Below are 19670 nucleotides of genomic sequence, written 5' to 3' on the forward strand. Positions count from 1 at the left end.
GATGGTGAATGTCGTCGATGCCCTGGTCGTGCTCACCGCGTTGCTCGCGGTGACCCTCGGCGTCGGCGGATTCGTGCAGTGGCGACAGGGGCGCCCGCAACGTCAGATCCCCAACGAAGTGGTCGATCCGCAGCGGCTGGGCGCCGAGCGGCTGGGCGACACCGCGACGCTGCTGCAGTTCAGCACCGAGCTGTGTGCGCGCTGCCCGGGCGTGCATCGGTCGCTGTCGTCACTGGCCGATGGCCGTGAGGGCGTGCTGCATCTCGACGTCGACCTCACTCACCGCCCCGACATCGCCAAGCACTTCCAGATCCTGCAGACTCCGACGACCCTCATCCTCGACGGCGACGGCACCATCCAGACCCGCTTCGGCGGTGTCCCCAACAGGCACGTCGTCGAGCTCGAGCTCTCGCGATTGACCGGAGGATCGGCGCGTGTCTGAACCGACGGATGCCGCCCCGCGCGGCATCGACCCGCGTGGGCCGCGTTTCGGCGCGGCCATCACCTCGGTGCTGCTGCTGGTGACGATCCTGCTGAGCCTGGTCGGACTCTCCACCGCGCGCGCGCCCATCGGCTGGTTCGCGTACGCGCCGCTGGCCGACGACGTGTACTCACCCGCAGCGACGTGGACGATCGCCTACGCCTCGCTCGCCGAGAGAGCCCTCGACCCCGGCTTCCTCGCGTTGCTCGTGGTCGCGCTGCTGTTCCTGTGGGGCGTGGTCTCCCCGCGCACCGCGCCCTGGGGTGTCGGGTACCGCCGGTTCGTGCAGCCCCGTCTGAGTCCCCCCGTCGACCTCGAAGACCCCCGCCCGCCGCGCTTCGCGCAGGGCGTGGGCCTGTTCGTGACCGCTGCCGGCCTCGCACTGCACCTGGCCGGCGTGCCCTGGGCACTGCCGATCGCCGCCGCCGCGGCGTTCATGGCGGCCTTCCTCAACGCCGTGTTCGGGCTGTGCCTGGGCTGCATGCTCTACCTGCTGCTGCAGCGCGTCGGACTCGTCGGCCGCGCCCGCCCGAACGCGGTCTGAACCCCGCAGCCGCATTCCGTCGCGGCATCCGCCCCGTTAGGCTCGCTCCGGGGGCGCGCCCGGCGCTCCCGGGAACCGGGAGGACCGCATGAGCGTCACGAGCGAAGCCAGCACCACATGGAACGGAACCCTGTTCGAGGGTTCCGGCGATGTCACCCTGTCGAGCTCCCACCAGGGACCGTTCGACGTGAACTGGAAGGCGCGGAGCGAAGGTTCGGGCTCGGTGACGACCCCCGAGGAACTGATCGCCGCGGCGCATTCGTCGTGCTTCTCGATGGCACTGTCCAACGCCCTGGCCCAGAACGGTACGCCGCCCGAGCGCATCGAGACCACCGCGTCGGTGACGTTCGTCCCCGGCACCGGCATCAGCGGCAGCCACCTCAACGTCAACGCCACCGTGCCGGGCCTGTCGGGCGAGGACTTCGCGCGCATCGCCGACGAGGCGAAGACCGGTTGCCCCGTCTCGGCGGCCCTCGCCGGCATCGAGATCACCCTCGAGGCGACCCTCGCCTGACATGACTGATCAGCGGATGCCGCAGCGCGTCGTCATCGCCGGTGCCTCCGGTCTCATCGGTCGCGCACTGGCGCGGTCGCTGCGGGCAGACGGGGTGGCGGTCACGACGCTCGTGCGGCATCCGCCGACGTCGCCCGACGAGGTCGCCTGGCTCGTCGACGAACGTCCCTTGGATCCGGGGGTGCTCGCGGGCGCCGATGCCGTCGTGGGCCTCAACGGCGCCAGCATCGGCCGGTTCCCCTGGACAGCGTCGTACCGGCACAAGCTGTTGTGGTCGCGCATCACCCCCACCCAGGCGCTCGCGTCGGCGGTGCGCTCGCTCGGCGACGACGCACCCGCGTTCGTCTCGGCATCCGCCGTCGGGTACTACGGCTCGGTGCCCGGTGAGCGCCTGACCGAGCGGTCGGGCCGGGGCGAGACGTTCCTGGCGGATCTCTGCGGTGAGTGGGAGGCGGCCGCCTTCGCCGCCGGCGATCGGGCACGGGTCGCGGTGCTGCGCACCGCCCCCGTCATCGACCGCGGTGGGGTGCTGGGCCCGCTCATGCTGCTCACCAAGGCCGGGCTCTCGGGCCCCATCGGTCGCGGCACGCAGGTGTGGCCGTGGATCTCACTCGACGACGAGGTGCGCGCCATCCGGCATGTCATCGCCGCGGGCCTCACCGGCCCGGTGAACCTGACCGGCCCGACGCGGGCGACCGCCAACGACCTCGGCTTCGCGCTGGCGGTGCGCATGAACCGCCCATTCGTCGTGCGCGCGCCGGTGTGGGCGCTGCGCCTCGCGCTGGGGCGCGATGCCACCGAAGCGCTGCTGACCACCGATGCCGACGTCGTGCCCGAGGTGCTCGCGTCGACCGGCTTCGCCTTCCACCACCGCACCGTCGACGACGCGGTCGCGGCGGCTCTGACCGCCCCTTAGTCGCGACCGGCGCGCGCCGCGCGGTCGGTGCGCTCCAGCGCGATCGCACGGCGGATGGCACCACGGGCGCGCCGCCGGTCGCCGGCACCGTCGTAGGCCAGACCCAGCCGGTACCAGACGCGCCAGTCGTCGGGCGCGGCCTCGACGGCGGCGCGGTACGCGGGGAACAGGGCGTCGGCATCCTCCCGGTGCGGGCGGCCGCTGGGGCGCAGCGCGATGTCCTCGGTGGGGAGGGCTCCCTCGGCTTCGAGCCGCCGGCCCACCTGCTGCGCGCGCACGCCGAACCAGACTTCGCGGCCCAGCGCCCACGCGGCGATGACGGGCAGCAGGAACAGCGCGACCCCCATCGCGACGCCGATGGGCTCACCGCTCTGCAGCAGCAGCCAGCCGCGCTGGGCGACCAGCCCGATGTACAGCGCGAGCATCACCGCCATGAGGGCGACGCCGATGCGCGTGCTCATGCGCCCGTGGTCCGCGCGACCTGGCCGGGCACGCCACCCTCCTCGACGGGGGCACCGTCGGGGGTGCCCGGCGTGCGCAGACCGATGTCGAGGAAGCTGTCGAGCCCGACGATCACCCCGCGGGCATCGCGGGCGGCGTCGAGGGCGAGGCGGATGCCGGGGGCGTACGCACGGGCGGGATCGATGGTGTCGTGCACGATCGTGAGCGATTCCCCCGGTCCCGACAGGATCGTCTCCTGACGGGCGATGACGCCGGGGCGACGCAGCGAATGGATCGGCACGCTCGCGACCTGCTGGCCGCGGGCGCGCTGGTCGACGTAGGGCGACTCGACAGGCCCGACGGCGGCGCGACCGGCGGCGATCAGCTCGGCCGTGCGCACGGCGGTGCCGCTGGGTGAGTCGATCTTGGTCTCCCGGTGCGCCTCGACGATCTCGATCGAGGGGAAGAAGCGGGCGGATGCCGCGGCGAGCGCCGAGCCGAGGACGGAGCCCAGGGAGAAGTTCGGGACGAACACCGCGCCGGTGCCGGCTTGAGCCACGAGCGGGCGCACGAGCGCGATGCGCTCCGCCGACCAGCCGGAGGTGCCGATGAGCAGCTGCTGCCCGTGGTCGATGGCGTGGCGCACCACGTCGACCGAGACGGCGGGGGCCGAGGTGTCGATGACGAGGTCCGCGCCATCCATCTCGGACAGGTCGCTGGCGGACGAGAGCGAGGCGACCAGCTCGAACCCGTCGGCCTCGTCCACGACGGTGCGGACGATCCGCCCGAGCTTGCCGGTTCCGCCCACGATGGCCACGCGTGTCGTCATGGCTCCAGCCTACGGGGCTACGCTCGAACCCATGGTGAGCCTGCGCCCCGCGCCCGTCGACGACCCCACGGCGCACGAGCTGCTGACGGAGTATTTCGGCATGCGGGCCGAGAGCTTTCCCGGCCAGGCCTACCGCACCGTGTTCCCCGATCCGGCGAGCTTCACCCCGCCGGCGGGCGTGTTCCTCCTGGTGGTCGACGACGACGGACGGGCCGTCGGCTGCGGCGGCATCCGTCGCATCCCGGAAGGGCCGCACGGCGCGCGCTACGAGGTGAAGCACCTCTTCCTGCGTCCCGAGACCCGGGGTCGCGGCTGGGGCCGCGTGCTGCTGGCGGGCCTGGAGGATGCCGCCCGGGGGTGGGATGCCGCCGAGCTCGTACTCGACACCCACCACACCCTCGAGGCGGCGGGCAGCCTCTACGCGGCATCCGGCTTCACCGCCATCGCGCCCTACAACGACAACGCCAACGCGACGCGCTGGTACGGCAAGGTGCTCGCCCCAGCGGTGTAGCCCGCGCTCAGCTGCCGCCGCGGAGCGCCGTCACCGGCTCGATGCGTGACGCCCGGCGGGCCGGGAACCAGCCGGCGACGAGTCCGACGACGGCGCCCAGCACCGCGCCGCCCACCGCGATCCACGGGTCGATGACGGGCGTCCACTGCTGCACAGCCGAGAACGTCACGACCGACACGACGGCCAGCGCCGCCCCCATGAGCCCGCCCAGCAGCCCGATGATGATCGACTCCACGACGAACTGCGACGCGATCTGCCGCCCCGTCGCCCCCAGCGCCCGACGCAGGCCGATCTCGGGGACGCGCTCGATGACGTTGAGCATCGTGACGTTCCCGATCCCGAGGGCACCGGCCAGCAGCACGATGCCGCCGAGGATGAGGAAGATGACGTTGACGTCGGCGCTCACGCTGTCGCCCAGGTTCGAGCGGGCCGACGGCGCCGAGACCTCCAGGTTCTCGGGTGCATGGGGCGACAGGGCGATGGCCGACTGCTCACCGACCTGCGGGCCCGTCCCCATCGCGATGCGCATCTGCATCTCGCCGGGAGCACCCAGCGCCCGTTCGGCGCGGGCGGTGTGCAGCGGCATGACGACCGAATCGAGCAGGTCGCCGCGCGCCTGCACATCGCCGAAGACGCCGAGGACGGCATAGGGCACCCCGCCGATGAACACCGAGGGCTGACGGTCGACGCGGTTGATGCCGAGCCGCTCGGCGGCGCGGGACCCGAGCACGACCACCCGGTCGGCGCGCACATCGTGCCCCGCGTCGAACATGCGGCCCGTGACGAGGTGGCCGCCCACGACGTCCAGCAGCCCCGCGGTCGCCGCGACGAGCGCGGGCGAAGCCGCCACCGCGGCGGACGGATCGTTGACGGGGACCGCCGTGATCGTGTCGGCGCCGAGCGAGACCTCCGCGATCAGCGTCGCCGCCTCCACTCCCACCAGCCGCGTGACACGGTCCACGCCGTCCCACGGCAGCCGGGTCGTGGCGACGCTGCCGCCGGAGGCGGCGGGAGCCTCGCCGGGCGCCACGACCACCTGCGTCGCCTTGACGGCGTCGAACTGCCGGGCGATCTGGTGCGCGGCGGTCTGGGCGAACCCGACGGTCGCGACCAGCGCGCCGATGCCGAGCACGGTGCCCACGAGCGTCATCGCCAGCCGGCCCGGTCGCGAGCCGATGTCGGCGGTGGCCTCGACGACGAGGTCCTGAAAGGTGAAGCGGTCGGCGTGCGGCACGTGCGGCACGAGGCCTGCGGTGGCGGCGGACCCGGATGCCGCTGCGTCACCGTCCGCGCGGGAGCGCGGCCGTCGCCGCAGTGGCGGCCACCGGAGCGAGAACCGGGCCATCAGCCCTCCTCGGTGAGTCGGCCGTCGGCGATGCGCACCCGGCGGTCGGCGCGGGCGGCGACGGCGGTGTCGTGCGTGATCACCACGAGGGTCAGGCCGTCCTCACGCAAGTCGTCGAACAGCTCCATCACCTCTTGCGAGGTCGCGGCATCGAGGTTGCCGGTCGGCTCATCGGCCAGCAGCACGCTGGGGGTGCTCACCACGGCCCGCGCCACCGCGACCCGCTGACGTTCGCCGCCGGAGAGCCGCGTGGGCAGGAAGTCGGTGCGGTGGCTCAGCCCGACGCGCTCGAGCGTGCGCCGAGCACGGCTCTCGCGCTCGCGGCGCGGCACGCCGCTGTAGAGCATGGGCATGAGCACGTTGTCGAGCACGGTGCGCCGGGGCATGAGGTGGAACGACTGGAACACGAAGCCGATGCGGCGAGCGCGCACCGCGGCGCGGTCGTCTTCGGAGAGCGTGCCGGTGACGGTCCCGTCGATGCGGTACTCCCCCACACTCGGGCGATCGAGCAGCCCGAGGAGGTTCAGCATGGTCGACTTGCCCGACCCGCTGGGTCCCACGATCGACACGTAGTCGCCGCGTCCCACCCGCAGGTTCACGCCCTTCAATGCCTGCACCTCGGGCGGACCGGGGAACGAGCGGGTGACGTCGCGCAGTTCGAGGAGCGGGGCGCTCACCGCCCGACCACCACGAGATCGCCCTCGCCCAGTTCCCCCTCGACGGGCGTGACCTCGACCGAGCCGCCGGCGGCGAGCCCGGTCGTGACGACGACGAGCCGGGTCTCGGCGTCCCTGCCCTCGCGCGGGTCACCGTCGACCACCTCGATGCGTGCCTCGCCGCCGGGGCCGGCGGTGAGGGCCGCGACGGGCACCGACAGCACCTCGCCTGCGGTCGCACCCACCGGCAGCGACACCCGCACATTGCGGCCTTGCAGCTGCATGGCCTGGTCGGCGGTGAGCTCGTCGGGCTGCAGCGCGATCGTCCAGCGGTCGCCCTGCGACGCCCCCGGCGTGAGGGCGGAGATCACCGCGCGATGCGGTGTGCCGTCGGCGAGTTCGAACGACGCCTCGCCGCCGATCTCCAGCAGTGCGGCATCGGTGGGCGCGGCGCTGCCGGTGACGGTGACCGTCGCGCCGGAGACGACCATGGCCGGCCCCTGCAGCACCTGACCGCGCGTCACGTTGACGGCGTCGACGCGACGGGGCAGGTCGCCGAGGTACAGCACCTCTCCAGCCGACAGCGACGGCAGGGCCTGCTCCCGCGCCCGCGTGAGACTCGAGCGGGCATCGGCCAGCTGCCGGTCCGCCGCATCGACGGCGGCACGCTGGGCCGACGTGTCGACGGCGGCATCCAGCTGTCGGCGTTCGAGCTGACGCAGCTCCAGGGCGTCGCGCAGGTCGGCGACCTCGGCCTCCCACCCGGGGATCGCGGCGGGGTCGACCGGCCCCTGCGACGTCGCGACGTCGAGCGCGCGCTGGGCGCTGTTGACGGCGTTGTCGGCGGCGCGCACGTCGACCGGTGACGCACCGCCACCGGCCTGCCCGAGGTCGGCCCGCGCCGACGCCAGCGCCTGCTCGGCGGAGCGCACCCCCTCCTGGGCGGCCAGCACGTCGTCCCCCGCGCCCGCCTCCGCGGCGGGCGCCGGGTAACCGACGCGCGCGTACAGCGCGGTGACGGCGGCGGCGGCGGTCTCGTCGAAGACATCGGATGCCGGGTCGCCGGCGTCGATCCCCACCTGCTGCATCGCCTGCTTGAACTGCACGACGTCGGGCCCGGTGAGACCGAACACCAGGGTGCGGTAGGCCGGCAGCACACCCGGCAGCACGATGACGGGGCGCCCGGCGACCTCCAGCGCCACCGACAGCGGGTCCAGGGTCGCCCCGGGTTCGGGGACGCTGCCGGTGACCACGGCCGGCCCGCCGAGGGCCGCCGTGTCGATCGTGACCTCGACCGAGTCGGCGTAACCGACGTCACCGCGGATGGCGAGGTCGTTGCTGAGGATGCCGCGCTCGACGGCGACGGTGATGAGACCGGGTGCCGGCGGGTCGGTCAGCGACGCCGCGTCGGCGGGCGAGAGCAGGAACCGGCCCACGAGCAGCCCCGCGACCAGGCTGACCACGGCCGCAGCGGCCATGATCCACAGCACCCGATTCGTGCGGAACACACGCCGCCAGCCGTGCACGCGCGCATCGTCGGCGTCGGGTGACGACGTCGACGCGTCCGAAACCGTCACATCGTCGTCGGGAAGCAGCTCGTCGAAGACCGGTGCGGTGCGCCTGCTCACCGATCAGCCTGCTCTGCGGCGGCGACGAACGCGTCGAGCTCCGCCTGATGGTCCGCGATGAACTGCTCCTCGAGAGCGGCCATCACCTCGGTGGTCTTCTCGCGGTAGTCCGTCTTCTCCCGGCACTCGAGGTCGGCCAGTGCCAGCTCGATCTCGCGCTCCCCCAGCTTCGCGAGCTCGGGGTCGTCCTCGAGCCACTCGGTCTGGTTCTCGTAGTAGACGTTCAGTTCGTCGCTGATCGACGTCTGAGCATCGCCCTGGGCGGCGAACCCCGGGTAGCCGCCGTCGTCCATGCACGCCGCCCACGCCGCATTCAGCTCGGCGAGCTCGGGGGCGGTGGCCATGCCCATGTAGAAGTCATTGACGGCATCCATGAGCGGCTTGTGCTCGTCGGAGGTGGTCGGGTCGTCCCCGTCCATCTCATGCTGCGCCCAGCCGTGGCATCCCGCCGTCGTCCAGTCGTACTCGTACGAGCCGTCCTCGCTCATCTCCTCTTCAGGGGTGGGCGGGCCGTACAGCACCTCGTAGAAGGCGGTCTGCTCGGCCTCGGAGAGTCCGGCGACATAGTCCTGGTTGGGGTCGACATACTCTTCGGAGGGCGCCATCGCCTCCTCCCCACCGGGGTAGTTGATCATGCCGTACCCGTACTGGGCCACCCACTCCTGCGAGTCCGGGTCCCAGACGTCGTCGGAGGCGAAGGAGATCGACCCGGTGTTGGGCACCGGGATGTACTCGAACCCCTCCTCGGTCATGCACTGCGCGACGAGCTCTTCGCGCGCGGTGTGGTCCTTCTCCATGCGCTCGATCTGCTCCTCCTCGCTGAGGTCCCCGCCCCACGCGGCCGACAGGTAGCGCCCGAGCGGCGAGAGCTCCTCCTCGTCGGCACCGCCCTGTGCTGCGGGCGTGCATCCGGTCAACGCGACGATCAGTGCGACGGCGCCGACGACGGCACCCGCGGTATGGCGGTACATGTTCCTCCCAGAGTCCCCCGGCGGCCTCAGACCGCTCCATTTGAAGTCAGGCTATGGGATTGCTGTGAGTTCGCGCATCCTTCTGAAGGATGACACGGCGATGCGGCTCAGCCGACCGCCTCGGCGTCGGCTTTGAACGCCTCGAGCTGCTCGCGGTGCTCGGCGACGAAGGTCTTCTCCCACGTCGCCGTGACGGTGGCCTCGCGCGCGCGGAAGTCCGTCTCCTCACGGCAGTCGAGGTCGGCCAGGGCGAGGGCGGCCTCCTCGTCGGCGAGCACGGCCAGCTGGGGGTCGTCCGGCTCCCAGGCCGTCTGACGGCCGTAGTACTCGGCCACCGCCTCGGCGATGGAGGTCTCCGCGTCGCGCTGCACGCTGAAGCCCGCGTATCCCGACCCCGTCATGCAGGCCGCCCACTGCGCGTTCAGCTCCACGAGTTCGGGGACGGTCTGCAGGTCGGCGTAGAAGCCGTTGACGGCCTCGATCAGCTCGGCATGCTCGCCCGAGGTGAGCGGGTTGTCGCCCTCGAGCTCCTGCTGAGCCCAGTCGTGGCATCCGCCCGCGGCGCCCTCGCCCTCGCCGCCGCCGTAGAGCGCGGCGTAATACTGCGCCCGGCGCTCGTCGTCGAGGCCAGCCACGTAGTCCTCATTCGGATCGACCGCCTGCCCGGTCGGCGAGACGGCGTCAGCCTGGCCGGGAGAGGTCACGATGCCGTAGCCGTACTGCCGCACCCAGTCGCGGGAGTCGGGTTCGTATGCCGCCGCCGCCGCCGCTGGCGCCCCCGCATCGCCGACCGCACCGGGGGCGACGTAGTCGAAACCGGCCGCGGTCATGCACTGCGCAACCAACTGGTCGCGCCGCTCGCTCTCGCGCTGCAGCTGTTCGCGTTGCTCGGGGGTGCCGAGATCTCCACCCCACGCCGCACCGAGGTAGTAATCCAGCGTCGAGCGCGGATCCGCATCGGCGTCGCCGCCCGCGCACCCGGTGAGCACGAGCAGCACCGCGGCGCCCAGGAGGGCTACGGCGGTGGGGCGCTGCATCGGATCTCCGGTCTTCGCGAGCGGGTGTCGTGTCGCGATCAAGGTAGGCGGTGAGGCAGGCCGGGGCGGCACGTGCCGATCAGACCGGCGGCAACTCCGGCATGCCGGTGCGAAGCTCCACCGGCAGGTGACCGAGGTCGTTGTGCGAGACGAGGGTCCACGGGCGGCCGGGGCGCTGCGCGACCACGGTGAGCCCGCAGTGCGCCTGCGTGAGCGTCAGCCAGCGCCACTCAGGCATCTGCAACACCTCGCGCACGAACCACGCGATGACGAAGTTGTGCGTGATGAGCAGCTCGTGCGCGTCGGGCTTGCGGCGCAGGAACTCGCCGACGGCATCGGCCATCTGCGCCCCGCCGGCCTCGATCTCGGCCTCGGTGTACGACCCGAAGAACGACTCGTACACCGCGGGGGTGTCCTCGGACATGCCGGTGGGCACGCAGTCGAACAGCAACGCGTTGGGCTGCGGCGACACCGCCGGCAGCCGATCGGCCACCGCACGTGCCGTCTGCGCGGCGCGCTCGAGCGGCGAATGCCACACCGCCGTCAGCGGCACCCCCGACAACCGGTCCGCCAGCAGAGCGGCCTGCCGCTGACCGCGCGGCGAGAGGGGCCCGTCATCGATGCCGTGCTCTGCGTCGAGATGCTCTCCGTGCCGCACGAGAAACAGATATTGCGTCACATTCGCTCGCTTCATCGGGGGGAACGCACGCCGTGGCGCACCATTCCACCCTACGTCAGGGTTTCATCACACGGTTGCGCGGGCGAGGTCCGCCAGCTGGCTGCGGCCGAGCCTCACGCCCACGCCCTGCACCAGCTCGTCAACGTGAGCGGGTGAGAAGACGTTGACGATCGGCGCGACGACGGTCTTCTGCGCCAGCAGCCACGCCAACGCCACCGCGGCGTCGGTGACGGCGAGTTCGGCCGCCAGCGCGTCGAGGGCGCGCAGCGTGCGGGTGCCGCGCCGATTCATGCTCGCCGCGAGCTGGGAGCCGCGCACCGAGGTGCCCACTCCCGCGCGCGAGCGGTGACGGCCGGCGAGGAAGCCGTGCTCGAGCGCGTGCGAGGGGGTCACGGCGATGCTCTGCGCACCGGCGACGAGGCGCAGGTCGCCCTCGAACTCGGTGCGGCGCAGCAGGTTGTACGGCGCATCCAGCGCGGTGACCCGCGGCAGCCCCGCCGACGAGAGGATGCGTGCCTCGACCAGTTGCGGCGCCGTGAGCCCGAAGGCACCGAGCGAACGCACCTTGCCCGATTCGATGAGCCACTCCACGGTGGCCAGCGCATCTTCGAGTGCGGTGCCGCGGTCGACGGTGCCATCGAGGTACAGCAGGTCGATGCGGTCGGTGCGCAGCCGCGTGAGGGAGGCCTCGACGGAGCGGACGAGGTTCACGGGGCCGAGCCCCGGGTGGTCGGGGTTGGCGCCGATGCGCACCGCGAGCACCAGGTCGTCGCGCAGCCCCCGCGAGTGCACCCACTGACCGATGATGTGTTCGCTGCGGCCACCGGCGAACGAGTCGGACGTGTGCACCGCGTTGCCGCCGGCCTCGAGGTAAGTGTCGAGGATCGCGTGACTGGATTCGAGATCGACCCGCCACCCGAACTCAGCACCGCCGAGGATGAACGGGAAAACCTGCAGACCGGACTCGCCGAGGGTCGCCCGCACGCCCTGGCCGATGGGTGGGCCCTGCACCGGAATGGGAGCAGACGGATGCGTGGTGCGGGGCTCGGTGACGAGGCGCGAGGACGAGTGGGGTGAACCGACACCGAACAAACCCATGTTGCCACCCCCTCGATGTTCCGCTGCGCGGATGCGAGCCGTCTGCCACGCCCCCGGCGCTTACTCCGAGGGTAAAGCAGGCCTCCGACACCACCGGACACCACGGTGCACGTCGGGTGAATATTCCATAACGTTCTGGTCACGCACGCCGTGTACTGTCCACCCTTCGGAGGACAAACGGCGGATGCCCGCCCCTCGTGAGAGGAACGGGCATCCGGACAGCGCTCAGGCGAGCACGTCGAGATCAGTTCTCGACGGCGACCTCTGCACCCTCGGCGGCGGCCTCAGCGGCCTCCTCCACGACGGGCTCGAGCGACAGCTTGCCGCGGTCATCGATCTTCGTGATCTTGACGAGGATCTTCTGGCCGACATTGAGCACGTCTTCGACGTTCTCCACGCGCTTGCCACCGGCGAGCTTGCGCACCTCGCTGATGTGCAGCAGACCGTCCTTGCCGGGCAGGAGCGAAATGAAGGCGCCGAAGGCGGCGATCTTCACGACGGTGCCGAGGAACTGCTCGCCGACCTCCGGGTTGGTGGGGTTGGCGATCGCGTTGACCTGGGCACGGGCGGCCTCGGCCGCGGGGCCGTCGGTCGCACCGATGTAGACGGTGCCGTCCTCCTCGATGGAGATCTGCGCGCCGGTCTCGTCCTGGATCGCGTTGATCGTCTTGCCCTTGGGGCCGATCAGTTCGCCGATCTTGTCGACCGGGATCTGCACGCTGATCACGCGCGGAGCGGTCGGCGCCATCTCGTCCGGACCGTCGATCGCGGCGTTGAGCACGCTGAGGATCGTCATACGGGCGTCCTTGGCCTGCTGCAGCGCGGCCGAGAGCACCGACGACGGGATGCCGTCGAGCTTCGTGTCGAGCTGGATCGCCGTGACGAACTCGCTCGTACCGGCGACCTTGAAGTCCATGTCGCCCAGGGCGTCCTCGGCGCCGAGGATGTCGGTCAGCGCCGCGTAGCGGGTCTGGCCGTCGACCTGGTCGGTGACGAGACCCATCGCGATACCGGCGACGGGGGCGCGCAGCGGCACACCCGCGTTCAGCAGCGACAGGGTCGACGCGCAGACGGAGCCCATCGACGTCGAGCCGTTGGAGCTCAGCGCCTCGGACACCTGGCGGATGGCGTACGGGAACTCCTCGCGGCTGGGCAGCACCGGCGCGAGGGCGCGCTCGGCGAGGAAGCCGTGCCCGATCTCGCGACGCTTCGGGCTGCCGACACGGCCGGTCTCACCGGTCGAGTAGGGCGGGAAGTTGTAGTGGTGCATGTAGCGCTTGCTGGTCGTGGGCGACAGCGAGTCGATCTGCTGCTCCATCTTCAGCATGTTCAGCGTGGTGACACCCAGGATCTGGGTCTCGCCCCGCTGGAAGATCGCCGAACCGTGCACGCGCGGGATGACCTGCACCTCGGCGTCCAGCGGACGGATGTCGGCCAGGCCACGGCCGTCCATGCGCACACCCTCGGAGAGGATGCGACCGCGGACGATCTTCTTGGTGACGGACTTGTACGCCGCAGCGAACTCGAGCGGAGCAGCTGCGGGCAGCTCGCCGGCCTCGGTCGCGGCGATCAGCTCGGCCTTGACGCGGTCCTTGAGCTCGTCGTCGGCGTTCTGACGCTCCTGCTTGTCGGCGATCTGGTAGATCGGGACGAGCGAGTCGTACGCGCGACCGGCGACGAAGTCGTAGGTCTCCTGGCTGTAGGGCAGGAAGACCGGGAACTGCTTGATCTCCTTCGCGGCGGTGTTGGCCACCACGTTCTGCGCGCCGACGAGCTCCTTGATGAAGGGCTTGGCTGCTTCCAGGCCCTGCGCGACGACGTCCTCGCTGGGCTTGGTGGCGCCGGCCTTGATGAGGTTCCAGCTGTTCTCGGTGGCTTCGGCCTCGACCATCATGATCGCGACGTCGCCATCGGGCAGCACGCGGCCGGCGACGATGAGGTCGAACACGGCCTCCTCGAGCTGCTCGGCCTTGGGGAACGCGATCCACTGGTCGGGGTGCTCGCCGTGACCGGGCATGAGCGCGAGGCGCACACCGGCGATCGGACCGGAGAACGGCAGACCCGAGATCTGGGTCGACAGCGACGCGGCGTTGATGGCCAGCGCGTCGTAGAACTCACCCGGGGCGATCGAGAGGATCGTCACGACGATCTGCACCTCGTTGCGCAGACCCTCGACGAACGAGGGGCGCAGCGGGCGGTCGATGAGACGGCAGACGAGGATCGCCTCGGTGGAGGGACGGCCCTCACGGCGGAAGAACGAGCCGGGGATCTTGCCCGCGGCGTACGAGCGCTCTTCGACGTCGACGGTCAGCGGGAAGAAGTCGAAGCCCTCGCGAGGGTGCTTGCCGGCGCTGGTGGCCGACAGGAGCATCGTCTCCTCGTCGAGGTAGGCGGCAACGGCGCCCTGCGCCTGCTGGGCGAGGCGGCCGGTTTCGAAACGAACGGTGCGGGTGCCGAAGCGTCCGTTGTCGAGAACGGCTTCGGCGGCAGTGATTTCAGGACCTTCCAAGAGGTCTCTCCTTCTTTGTTTAGACTCGCACGCGCGTTTCGCGCACGAGATCGTGCGAAGGAGCAGGAACAGGCAGATATAGGCGTGCGGATCGACCGCGAAACCGCCTGCGCTGGCCACCAGTGGAAAGCCACCGTCCACACGGACGGGAACCCACCACAGGGGACCAGCTTCCTGCCGGCCTGCTCCCTGAGCTCAGTATTCGATTGAGCGGATGCCACAGGGCACCCTCCTGGAGCCTATCAGCCCACCCTGTACGCAAGACACGCCTGGTCCGGCCCCGGATCCGGCGCTTATGGTTGGACCCATGAGCACCCCTGACAAGCCCGCCGACGCGGCATCCGAGGAGATGAAGCGCAAGTTCAAGGACGCGCTGGAGAAGAAGAACGCGCAGCACCGCAAGGGAGAGTCGCACCTCGACGCCGACTCCGCGGTGCACGGCGCCCATGCCCCGGCCGGCCACAAGCGCGAGTTCCGTCGCAAGAGCGGCTGAACCACCGCACGCCCGGGGAGGGGTCCGCCGCACGTGCGGTCGGGCCCCTCACCTTCGGGCGGCCTCGGCCCCGGCGCCGGTCCTCCCGTCGGACCGCACGTCGTACGGCGGTTCGGGCATGCGGTTCTGGAACTCCAGGATCGCCGCATTGTGCACGACGCCACCGCTCACCTCGATCGCCCGTGACAGCGTCTCGTCAGCGGACCACGCCGTCGGGCCGCCCATGACCGCGGGGATGAAGCCCAGCAGCGCCTCGCTGATCTCCCAGCTCGCGGAGTTCCACAGGTACGACGGGCTGTGGTCGACGGCGTAGTAGTCGACGCTGCCGCCGACGGTGAACATCGGGTCGGCGAAGCTCGTCGGCCGCGCCCACTCGAAGCCCATGCCCTCGTCGCACGAGACGTCCACGATCAGACTGCCGCGGCGGAACGCGGCGAGGTCGGAGGTGCGCAGATACATCAGCGGCCGGTTGGGGTCCTGCAGGGTGCAGTTGACGACGATGTCGCTCTCGGCGAGGAAGGCCGCCAACGGCACGCGGCCCTCGTCGGTGATCACTTCGCTCTCGTCGGGTCCGTCGTGGTCGAACTGCAGCATCTGCGTGGCGTGGATCGGTGCGGCCACCGATGCCGTCGCCCGGTTGGTGAGCACGCGCACATCCTGCACGCCATGCGCGCGCAGGGCGGTGACCGCGCCGCGAGCGGTCGCGCCGAAGCCGATGACGACCGCCGACAGTCGCCGGCCGTAGTCCCCCGTCGAGCCGCACAGCTGCAGCGCGTGCAGCACGGAGCAGTACCCGGCGAGCTCATTGTTCTTGTGGAAGACGTGCAGACCGAACGAACCGTCGGCGCCCCAGTGGTTCATCGCCTCGAACGCGATGACGGTGAGGCTCTTGTCGAGGGCGAGCCGGGTCATCTCCTCGTCCTGCACGAGATGCGGCCACCCCCAGAGCACCTGGCCGTCGCGCATCCCTCGCAGGTCGGCGTGCTGGGGCTTCGGCATCAGCAGCACGTCGGCGGCCTCGAACAGCTCCCCCCGGCTCAGGATCGCGCCGACGGTGGGCCGCAGCTCGTCGTCGGAGATGCCGAAGCGCTCTCCGTACCCCGCTTCCAGCAGCATCCGCGCGCGCAGATCCTCGGGGATCCGCTCCAGGTGGTCGGGGTGCAACGGCACCCGGCGCTCGTCGGGCTTGAGAGAGGCGCCGACGACGCCCATCGTGAGGGGATGCTGCGTCGTCATCGTCGTCTCTTCCGTCGCCCGGGCCGGAGGGGCACCGTGACCCGAAGGTATCAGTGCCCCACCGGCCACACCCCGCCGGTGGAGCGACCCTACTCGCCCGCGAGGCCGCCGAGGAGGTGCCCGAACGAGCGACCCTCGCCGAGGTAGCCGGCGGGATCGAAGGGGTCGGCCACCGCCGCGGGCGCGCGCCGCGTGACGGCGTCGGCGAACTCCCGCGCCGCGCGCTCCACGCGGGCAGCGAGCGGTGCGATCTGATCGGCCTGCGCACCCCAGTCACCGGAGGCGGCGAACACGCCCGTGGACACCGGCTCGGCGTGCAGGTAGGTGAACAGCGGCCGGATGGCGTAGTCCAGCGCCAGCGAATGCCGCGGCGTGCCGGCGTTCGCGCCGATCAGCACCGGCATGCCGGTGAGCGCATCGGGGTCGAGGATGTCGATGAACGACTTGAACAGGCCGGAATAGCTCGTGGAGAAGATGGGTGTGACGGCGATGAGGCCGTCGGCGGAGATCACGGTGTTCACCGCCGTCTCGAGCGCCGGCGGCGCGAAGCCGGTGAGCAGGTCGTTGGTGATGTCGTGGGCGAGGTCGCGCAGCTCCACGACGTCGATGCGCACCTCCTCGCCGCGGGCGCCGAGCTCGCGCTCGGTGGCCGCAGCCAACCGGTCGGCGAGCATGCGCGTGGAGGAGGGGTTGGAGAGCCCCGCCGAGACGACGGCGATGCGACGGGCGCTCACCGGGCGCCTCCGCCCAGGCCGAAGGCGGCACCGGCCGGCGCCGGGGCGTCTTGATACGGCGACGGTCCGCTGAGGTTGTCACCGCGATTGGCGCGGGGGGTGGCCGCACGCGGGGCAGCGTCGCCGTAGGCGGCCGCGACGAGCGAGGCGTGGGTCGGCGCGTCGGGCACCTCGGCGGGACGGTTCTTCGCGAATTCCCGGCGCAGCACCGGCACGACCTCGCCGCCGAGGAAGTCGAGCTGCTCGAGCACGGTCTTCAGCGGCAGGCCGGCGTGATCCATGAGGAACAGCTGACGCTGGTAGTCGCCGAACATCTCGCGCATGCCGGCGTATCGGTCGATGACCTGCTGCGGCGAGCCGACGGTGAGCGGGGTCATCTCGCTGAAGTCCTCCAGCGACGGACCGTGGCCGTACACCGGCGCGTTGTCGAAGTACGGGCGGAACTGCCGGGCGGCATCCTGCGAGTTCTTCGCCATGAACGCCTGACCGCCGAGGCCGACGATCGCCTGCTCAGGGGTGCCGTGACCGTAGTGGGCGTAGCGCTGGCGGTACAGCGCGATGAGGCGCTGGTAGTGCTCGGCGGGCCAGAAGATGTTGTTGGCGAAGAAGCCGTCACCGTAGTACGCGGCCTGCTCGGCGATCTCGGGCGTGCGGATCGAGCCGTGCCAGACGAACGGGGCCACGCCGTCGAGCGGCCGCGGCGTGGCGGTGAAGCCCTGCAGCGGGGTGCGGAAGGTGCCTTCCCAGTCCACGACGTCCTCGCGCCACAGCTTGTGCAGCAGCGCGTAGTTCTCGATCGCGAGCGGGAGGCCCTGGCGGATGTCCTTGCCGAACCAGGGGTACACCGGCCCCGTGTTGCCGCGGCCGAGCATGAGGTCCATGCGGCCGTCCGACACGTGCTGCAGCATCGCGTAGTCCTCGGCGATCTTCACCGGGTCGTTCGTGGTGATGAGCGTCGTCGCGGTCGACAGAATGAGGCGCTCGGTGCGCGCGGCGATGTAGGCCAGCGTCGTCGTGGGCGACGACGACCAGAACGGCGGGTTGTGGTGCTCCCCCAGCGCGAAGACGTCGAGGCCCACCTGTTCGGCGTGCTCGGCGATCGTCAGGGTGGCCCGGATGCGCTCGGCCTCGCTGGGCGTGTGACCGGTGGTGGGGTCCTGCGTGATGTCGCTGACGGTGAAGATGCCGAACTGCATCTGTGTGCCGGTGCTCGTGTCGTCCACGATCGCTCTCCGCTCCCGGATGCCGGTGGCATCCGTTTTCATGCAAATGAATGTATCCGGTGTAACGCAGACATACTCAGGCTATTCCCGCAAGCGCCGGAAGCGTCGGTGCTGCGCGGGTAGTGTGACTGCGATGAACGAGGCGGCCACGGCGAACACCCACCCGACCGGTCCGCCCCGAACCGGAACCACGGCCCGTCCGAAGCAGCGCGTGCCGTTCTGGGACAACGCCCGCTTCGCCTGCATCGTGCTGGTGGTGCTGGGACACGCCGTGCAGCGTCTCACGTACGACTCCGACATCGCGGCGTCCGTGTACCTCGTCGTCTACGCCTTCCACATGCCGGCTTTCGCGATCATCTCGGGGTACTTCTCCAAAGCGGGCGCCCCCAGCCAGCGCCAGATGGCCCGGGTGATCACCGACATCGTCGTGCCCTACCTCATCTTCGAGGGCCTGTGGACGCTGACCAAGTGGCTCGTCGAGGGCCAGGCCAACCCCAACCCCACCGAGCCGTCGTGGACGCTGTGGTTCCTGCTCGCCCTCGGTATCTTCCGGCTGGTGCTGCCCTATCTGGCGCTGCTGCGCTGGCCGCTGGCGTGGACGCTCGCGATCTCGGTCGGGGCGGGTTATCTCCCCAACATCGATTCCACCTTCTCGCTGTCGCGGACGCTCGGGCTGCTGTTCTTCTTCACCCTGGGCTGGTGGCTTCGCGACCGCGACATCGTCGCGCGATTCGACCTGCTGCGGTCGCGATCGTGGTGGCTCGTCACCGTGTCCTGCGCGGTGATCGCGGTGGCGGGCTGGGCCGCCTGGTCCTACCTCAACTTCTGGGAGTCGGTGAACCTGCGCACCTGGCTGTTCTACGATTCCGGCTACGCCGAACTCGGCGCGACGGCGTGGTGGGCCGGTGGCGTGCGGCTCGTGCTCATGGGGGTCGCCCTTGTGCTGTGCGCGGCGTTCTTCGCCCTCATGCCGCGCCGCGACCGGTGGTGGACGCACTTCGGCCAGTACACGATGTACGTCTACCTGCTGCACTCCTTCGTGCTCTACCCGTTCCGGGAGTCCGGTGTCATGCGCCAGCTCGACCCCACCTGGTTCTGGCTGCCGGTGGTGCTGATCGCCTCCGTGCTGATCGCGCTGGGGTTGGCCACCAAGCCCGTGCGCGCGGTGTTCCGCCGCCTGGTCGAGCCCCGGCCGCGCTGGCTGTTCGCCGACCCCACCCTCGCCCGGCGTGAAGGGCACCGCAGCGACCCCACCGGCTCGCGCCGCACCGCCGAACCACACCGCTCCTCCCCCGGTCCCCGCATATCACGCTGACCCCGGGGAAACCACGAGGGCCGCCCCACACCTGGGACGGCCCTCAAGAAGTTCTGCGCGATTGAACGCTGGCTGCGATGCCTTAGCGGCGGAGCCCGAGACGCTCGATCAGCGAGCGGTAGCGCGCGATGTCGATGTCCTGGAGGTAGCCGAGCAGACGGCGGCGCTGACCGACGAGCAGGAACAGCCCACGACGCGAGTGGTGGTCGTGCTTGTGCTCCTTGAGGTGCTCGGTGAGGTCCTTGATGCGCTGCGTCAGCATCGCGACCTGCACCTCGGGGGATCCGGTGTCACCGGGGTGCGTCGCGTACTCTTCGATGATCGCCTTCTTGACGTCTGATTCCAGTGCCATAGGTGATCCCCTCTCTCCTCGTTGCGCGGCGCCCGACGCCTGATACGTGGGCTCTCTTTATCCGCGGCCGATCTAACGGCAACCTCGAAAGTCTACCAGTGCGATCGCGCGGCGGGCGACCGCAGGCTTCCGGTCGTTCGTCGGCGGATTCCGGCCGT

The 19670-nt window shown here is 70.8% G+C and carries 21 protein-coding genes; 7 read left to right on the forward strand and 14 right to left on the reverse strand.

The features are described 5' to 3' along the window. Nucleotide 1 precedes the first annotated feature (1 nt). The 4 genes from H9651_RS05140 to H9651_RS05155 all read left to right on the forward strand — a co-directional run bounded on the left by H9651_RS05140 (nucleotide 2) and on the right by H9651_RS05155 (nucleotide 2455). Nucleotides 2–442, forward strand: coding sequence for a TlpA family protein disulfide reductase (locus H9651_RS05140; protein WP_225216419.1), 441 nt, complete (start codon nucleotides 2–4; stop codon nucleotides 440–442). Further along, nucleotides 435–1025: a DUF4395 domain-containing protein gene (locus H9651_RS05145; RefSeq protein ID WP_191718061.1), complete on the forward strand. Its 591-nt coding sequence runs from the start codon at nucleotides 435–437 to the stop codon at nucleotides 1023–1025. Before H9651_RS05140 ends, H9651_RS05145 begins: the two co-directional genes overlap by 8 nt. Nucleotides 1026–1113: 88 nt before the next feature. Next, the gene (locus H9651_RS05150; RefSeq protein WP_191718063.1) at nucleotides 1114–1539 is read left to right on the forward strand and encodes an OsmC family peroxiredoxin; all 426 of its coding nucleotides are present in this window, start codon (nucleotides 1114–1116) and stop codon (nucleotides 1537–1539) included. 1 nt (nucleotide 1540) lies between these two features. Then, the gene (locus H9651_RS05155; protein WP_404802994.1) at nucleotides 1541–2455 is read left to right on the forward strand and encodes a TIGR01777 family oxidoreductase; all 915 of its coding nucleotides are present in this window, start codon (nucleotides 1541–1543) and stop codon (nucleotides 2453–2455) included. Here the strand turns inward: H9651_RS05155 and H9651_RS05160 are convergent. Both H9651_RS05160 and H9651_RS05165 read right to left on the reverse strand, forming a co-directional pair. Beyond that, nucleotides 2452–2916, reverse strand: a complete 465-nt coding sequence (locus tag H9651_RS05160; protein ID WP_191718065.1) for a hypothetical protein — start codon at nucleotides 2914–2916, stop codon at nucleotides 2452–2454. The genes H9651_RS05155 and H9651_RS05160 overlap by 4 nt on opposite strands. After that, complete coding sequence (locus H9651_RS05165) at nucleotides 2913–3725, reverse strand: 4-hydroxy-tetrahydrodipicolinate reductase (RefSeq protein ID WP_191718066.1); 813 nt, start codon at nucleotides 3723–3725, stop codon at nucleotides 2913–2915. The genes H9651_RS05160 and H9651_RS05165 overlap by 4 nt, the downstream gene beginning before the upstream one ends. A gap of 31 nt (nucleotides 3726–3756) precedes the next feature. On the opposite strand from H9651_RS05165, the gene H9651_RS05170 reads away from it, so the two are divergent. Beyond that, on the forward strand, nucleotides 3757–4236 hold the full coding sequence (locus H9651_RS05170; RefSeq protein WP_191718068.1) for a GNAT family N-acetyltransferase: 480 nt from the start codon (nucleotides 3757–3759) through the stop codon (nucleotides 4234–4236). Nucleotides 4237–4243: 7 nt separating this feature from the next. Here H9651_RS05170 and H9651_RS05175 read toward each other — a convergent pair whose 3' ends face one another. The 8 genes from H9651_RS05175 to H9651_RS05210 all read right to left on the reverse strand — a co-directional run bounded on the left by H9651_RS05175 (nucleotide 4244) and on the right by H9651_RS05210 (nucleotide 14159). Next, complete coding sequence (locus H9651_RS05175; protein WP_191718070.1) at nucleotides 4244–5581, reverse strand: ABC transporter permease; 1338 nt, start codon at nucleotides 5579–5581, stop codon at nucleotides 4244–4246. Beyond that, on the reverse strand, nucleotides 5581–6258 hold the full coding sequence (locus tag H9651_RS05180) for an ABC transporter ATP-binding protein (protein ID WP_191718071.1): 678 nt from the start codon (nucleotides 6256–6258) through the stop codon (nucleotides 5581–5583). The genes H9651_RS05175 and H9651_RS05180 overlap by 1 nt, the downstream gene beginning before the upstream one ends. After that, nucleotides 6255–7865 (reverse strand): efflux RND transporter periplasmic adaptor subunit, encoded by a 1611-nt coding sequence (locus H9651_RS05185; RefSeq protein ID WP_318244768.1) that lies wholly within the window; start codon nucleotides 7863–7865, stop codon nucleotides 6255–6257. Before H9651_RS05185 ends, H9651_RS05180 begins: the two co-directional genes overlap by 4 nt. Beyond that, a complete protein-coding gene (locus tag H9651_RS05190) occupies nucleotides 7862–8836 on the reverse strand; it encodes a hypothetical protein (protein ID WP_191718073.1) in 975 nt (324 codons plus the stop codon). Before H9651_RS05190 ends, H9651_RS05185 begins: the two co-directional genes overlap by 4 nt. A 107-nt stretch (nucleotides 8837–8943) precedes the next feature. Then, on the reverse strand, nucleotides 8944–9873 hold the full coding sequence (locus H9651_RS05195) for a hypothetical protein (protein ID WP_191718075.1): 930 nt from the start codon (nucleotides 9871–9873) through the stop codon (nucleotides 8944–8946). 79 nt (nucleotides 9874–9952) lie between these two features. Continuing rightward, nucleotides 9953–10552: a histidine phosphatase family protein gene (locus H9651_RS05200; RefSeq protein WP_191718077.1), complete on the reverse strand. Its 600-nt coding sequence runs from the start codon at nucleotides 10550–10552 to the stop codon at nucleotides 9953–9955. A 66-nt stretch (nucleotides 10553–10618) separates the two neighbouring features. Then, nucleotides 10619–11650, reverse strand: coding sequence for an aldo/keto reductase (locus H9651_RS05205; RefSeq protein WP_191718079.1), 1032 nt, complete (start codon nucleotides 11648–11650; stop codon nucleotides 10619–10621). A gap of 244 nt (nucleotides 11651–11894) precedes the next feature. Beyond that, entirely contained in the window at nucleotides 11895–14159 is a 2265-nt protein-coding gene (locus H9651_RS05210) for a polyribonucleotide nucleotidyltransferase (RefSeq protein ID WP_191718080.1), read from the reverse strand. 307 nt (nucleotides 14160–14466) lie between these two features. Between H9651_RS05210 and H9651_RS05215 the strand changes: the two genes are divergently transcribed. After that, complete coding sequence (locus H9651_RS05215; protein ID WP_191718082.1) at nucleotides 14467–14652, forward strand: DUF5302 domain-containing protein; 186 nt, start codon at nucleotides 14467–14469, stop codon at nucleotides 14650–14652. Between the two features lie 48 nt (nucleotides 14653–14700). Here the strand turns inward: H9651_RS05215 and H9651_RS05220 are convergent, their stop codons facing one another. The 3 genes from H9651_RS05220 to H9651_RS05230 form a co-directional block, all read right to left on the reverse strand. Further along, entirely contained in the window at nucleotides 14701–15888 is a 1188-nt protein-coding gene (locus H9651_RS05220; RefSeq protein WP_191718084.1) for a N(5)-(carboxyethyl)ornithine synthase, read from the reverse strand. Nucleotides 15889–15977: 89 nt separating this feature from the next. Then, nucleotides 15978–16622 carry an FMN reductase gene (locus tag H9651_RS05225; protein WP_191718086.1) on the reverse strand — a complete coding sequence of 215 codons (645 nt, stop codon included), beginning with the start codon at nucleotides 16620–16622 and terminating at the stop codon, nucleotides 15978–15980. Next, a complete protein-coding gene (locus tag H9651_RS05230; protein ID WP_191718546.1) occupies nucleotides 16619–17818 on the reverse strand; it encodes an LLM class flavin-dependent oxidoreductase in 1200 nt (399 codons plus the stop codon). The genes H9651_RS05225 and H9651_RS05230 overlap by 4 nt, the downstream gene beginning before the upstream one ends. A 160-nt stretch (nucleotides 17819–17978) precedes the next feature. Here H9651_RS05230 and H9651_RS05235 point away from each other — a divergent pair, with 160 nt between their 5' ends. Then, nucleotides 17979–19160 carry an acyltransferase family protein gene (locus H9651_RS05235; protein WP_191718089.1) on the forward strand — a complete coding sequence of 394 codons (1182 nt, stop codon included), beginning with the start codon at nucleotides 17979–17981 and terminating at the stop codon, nucleotides 19158–19160. An 82-nt stretch (nucleotides 19161–19242) separates the two neighbouring features. On the opposite strand, the gene rpsO is transcribed toward H9651_RS05235, so the two are convergent. Beyond that, nucleotides 19243–19512: a 30S ribosomal protein S15 gene (rpsO, locus tag H9651_RS05240; RefSeq protein WP_191718090.1), complete on the reverse strand. Its 270-nt coding sequence runs from the start codon at nucleotides 19510–19512 to the stop codon at nucleotides 19243–19245. Nucleotides 19513–19670: the final 158 nt, after the last annotated feature.

The sequence above is a fragment of the Microbacterium pullorum genome (genome assembly GCF_014836535.1).
In the GTDB taxonomy this organism is placed as follows: Bacteria; Actinomycetota; Actinomycetes; order Actinomycetales; family Microbacteriaceae; genus Microbacterium; species Microbacterium pullorum.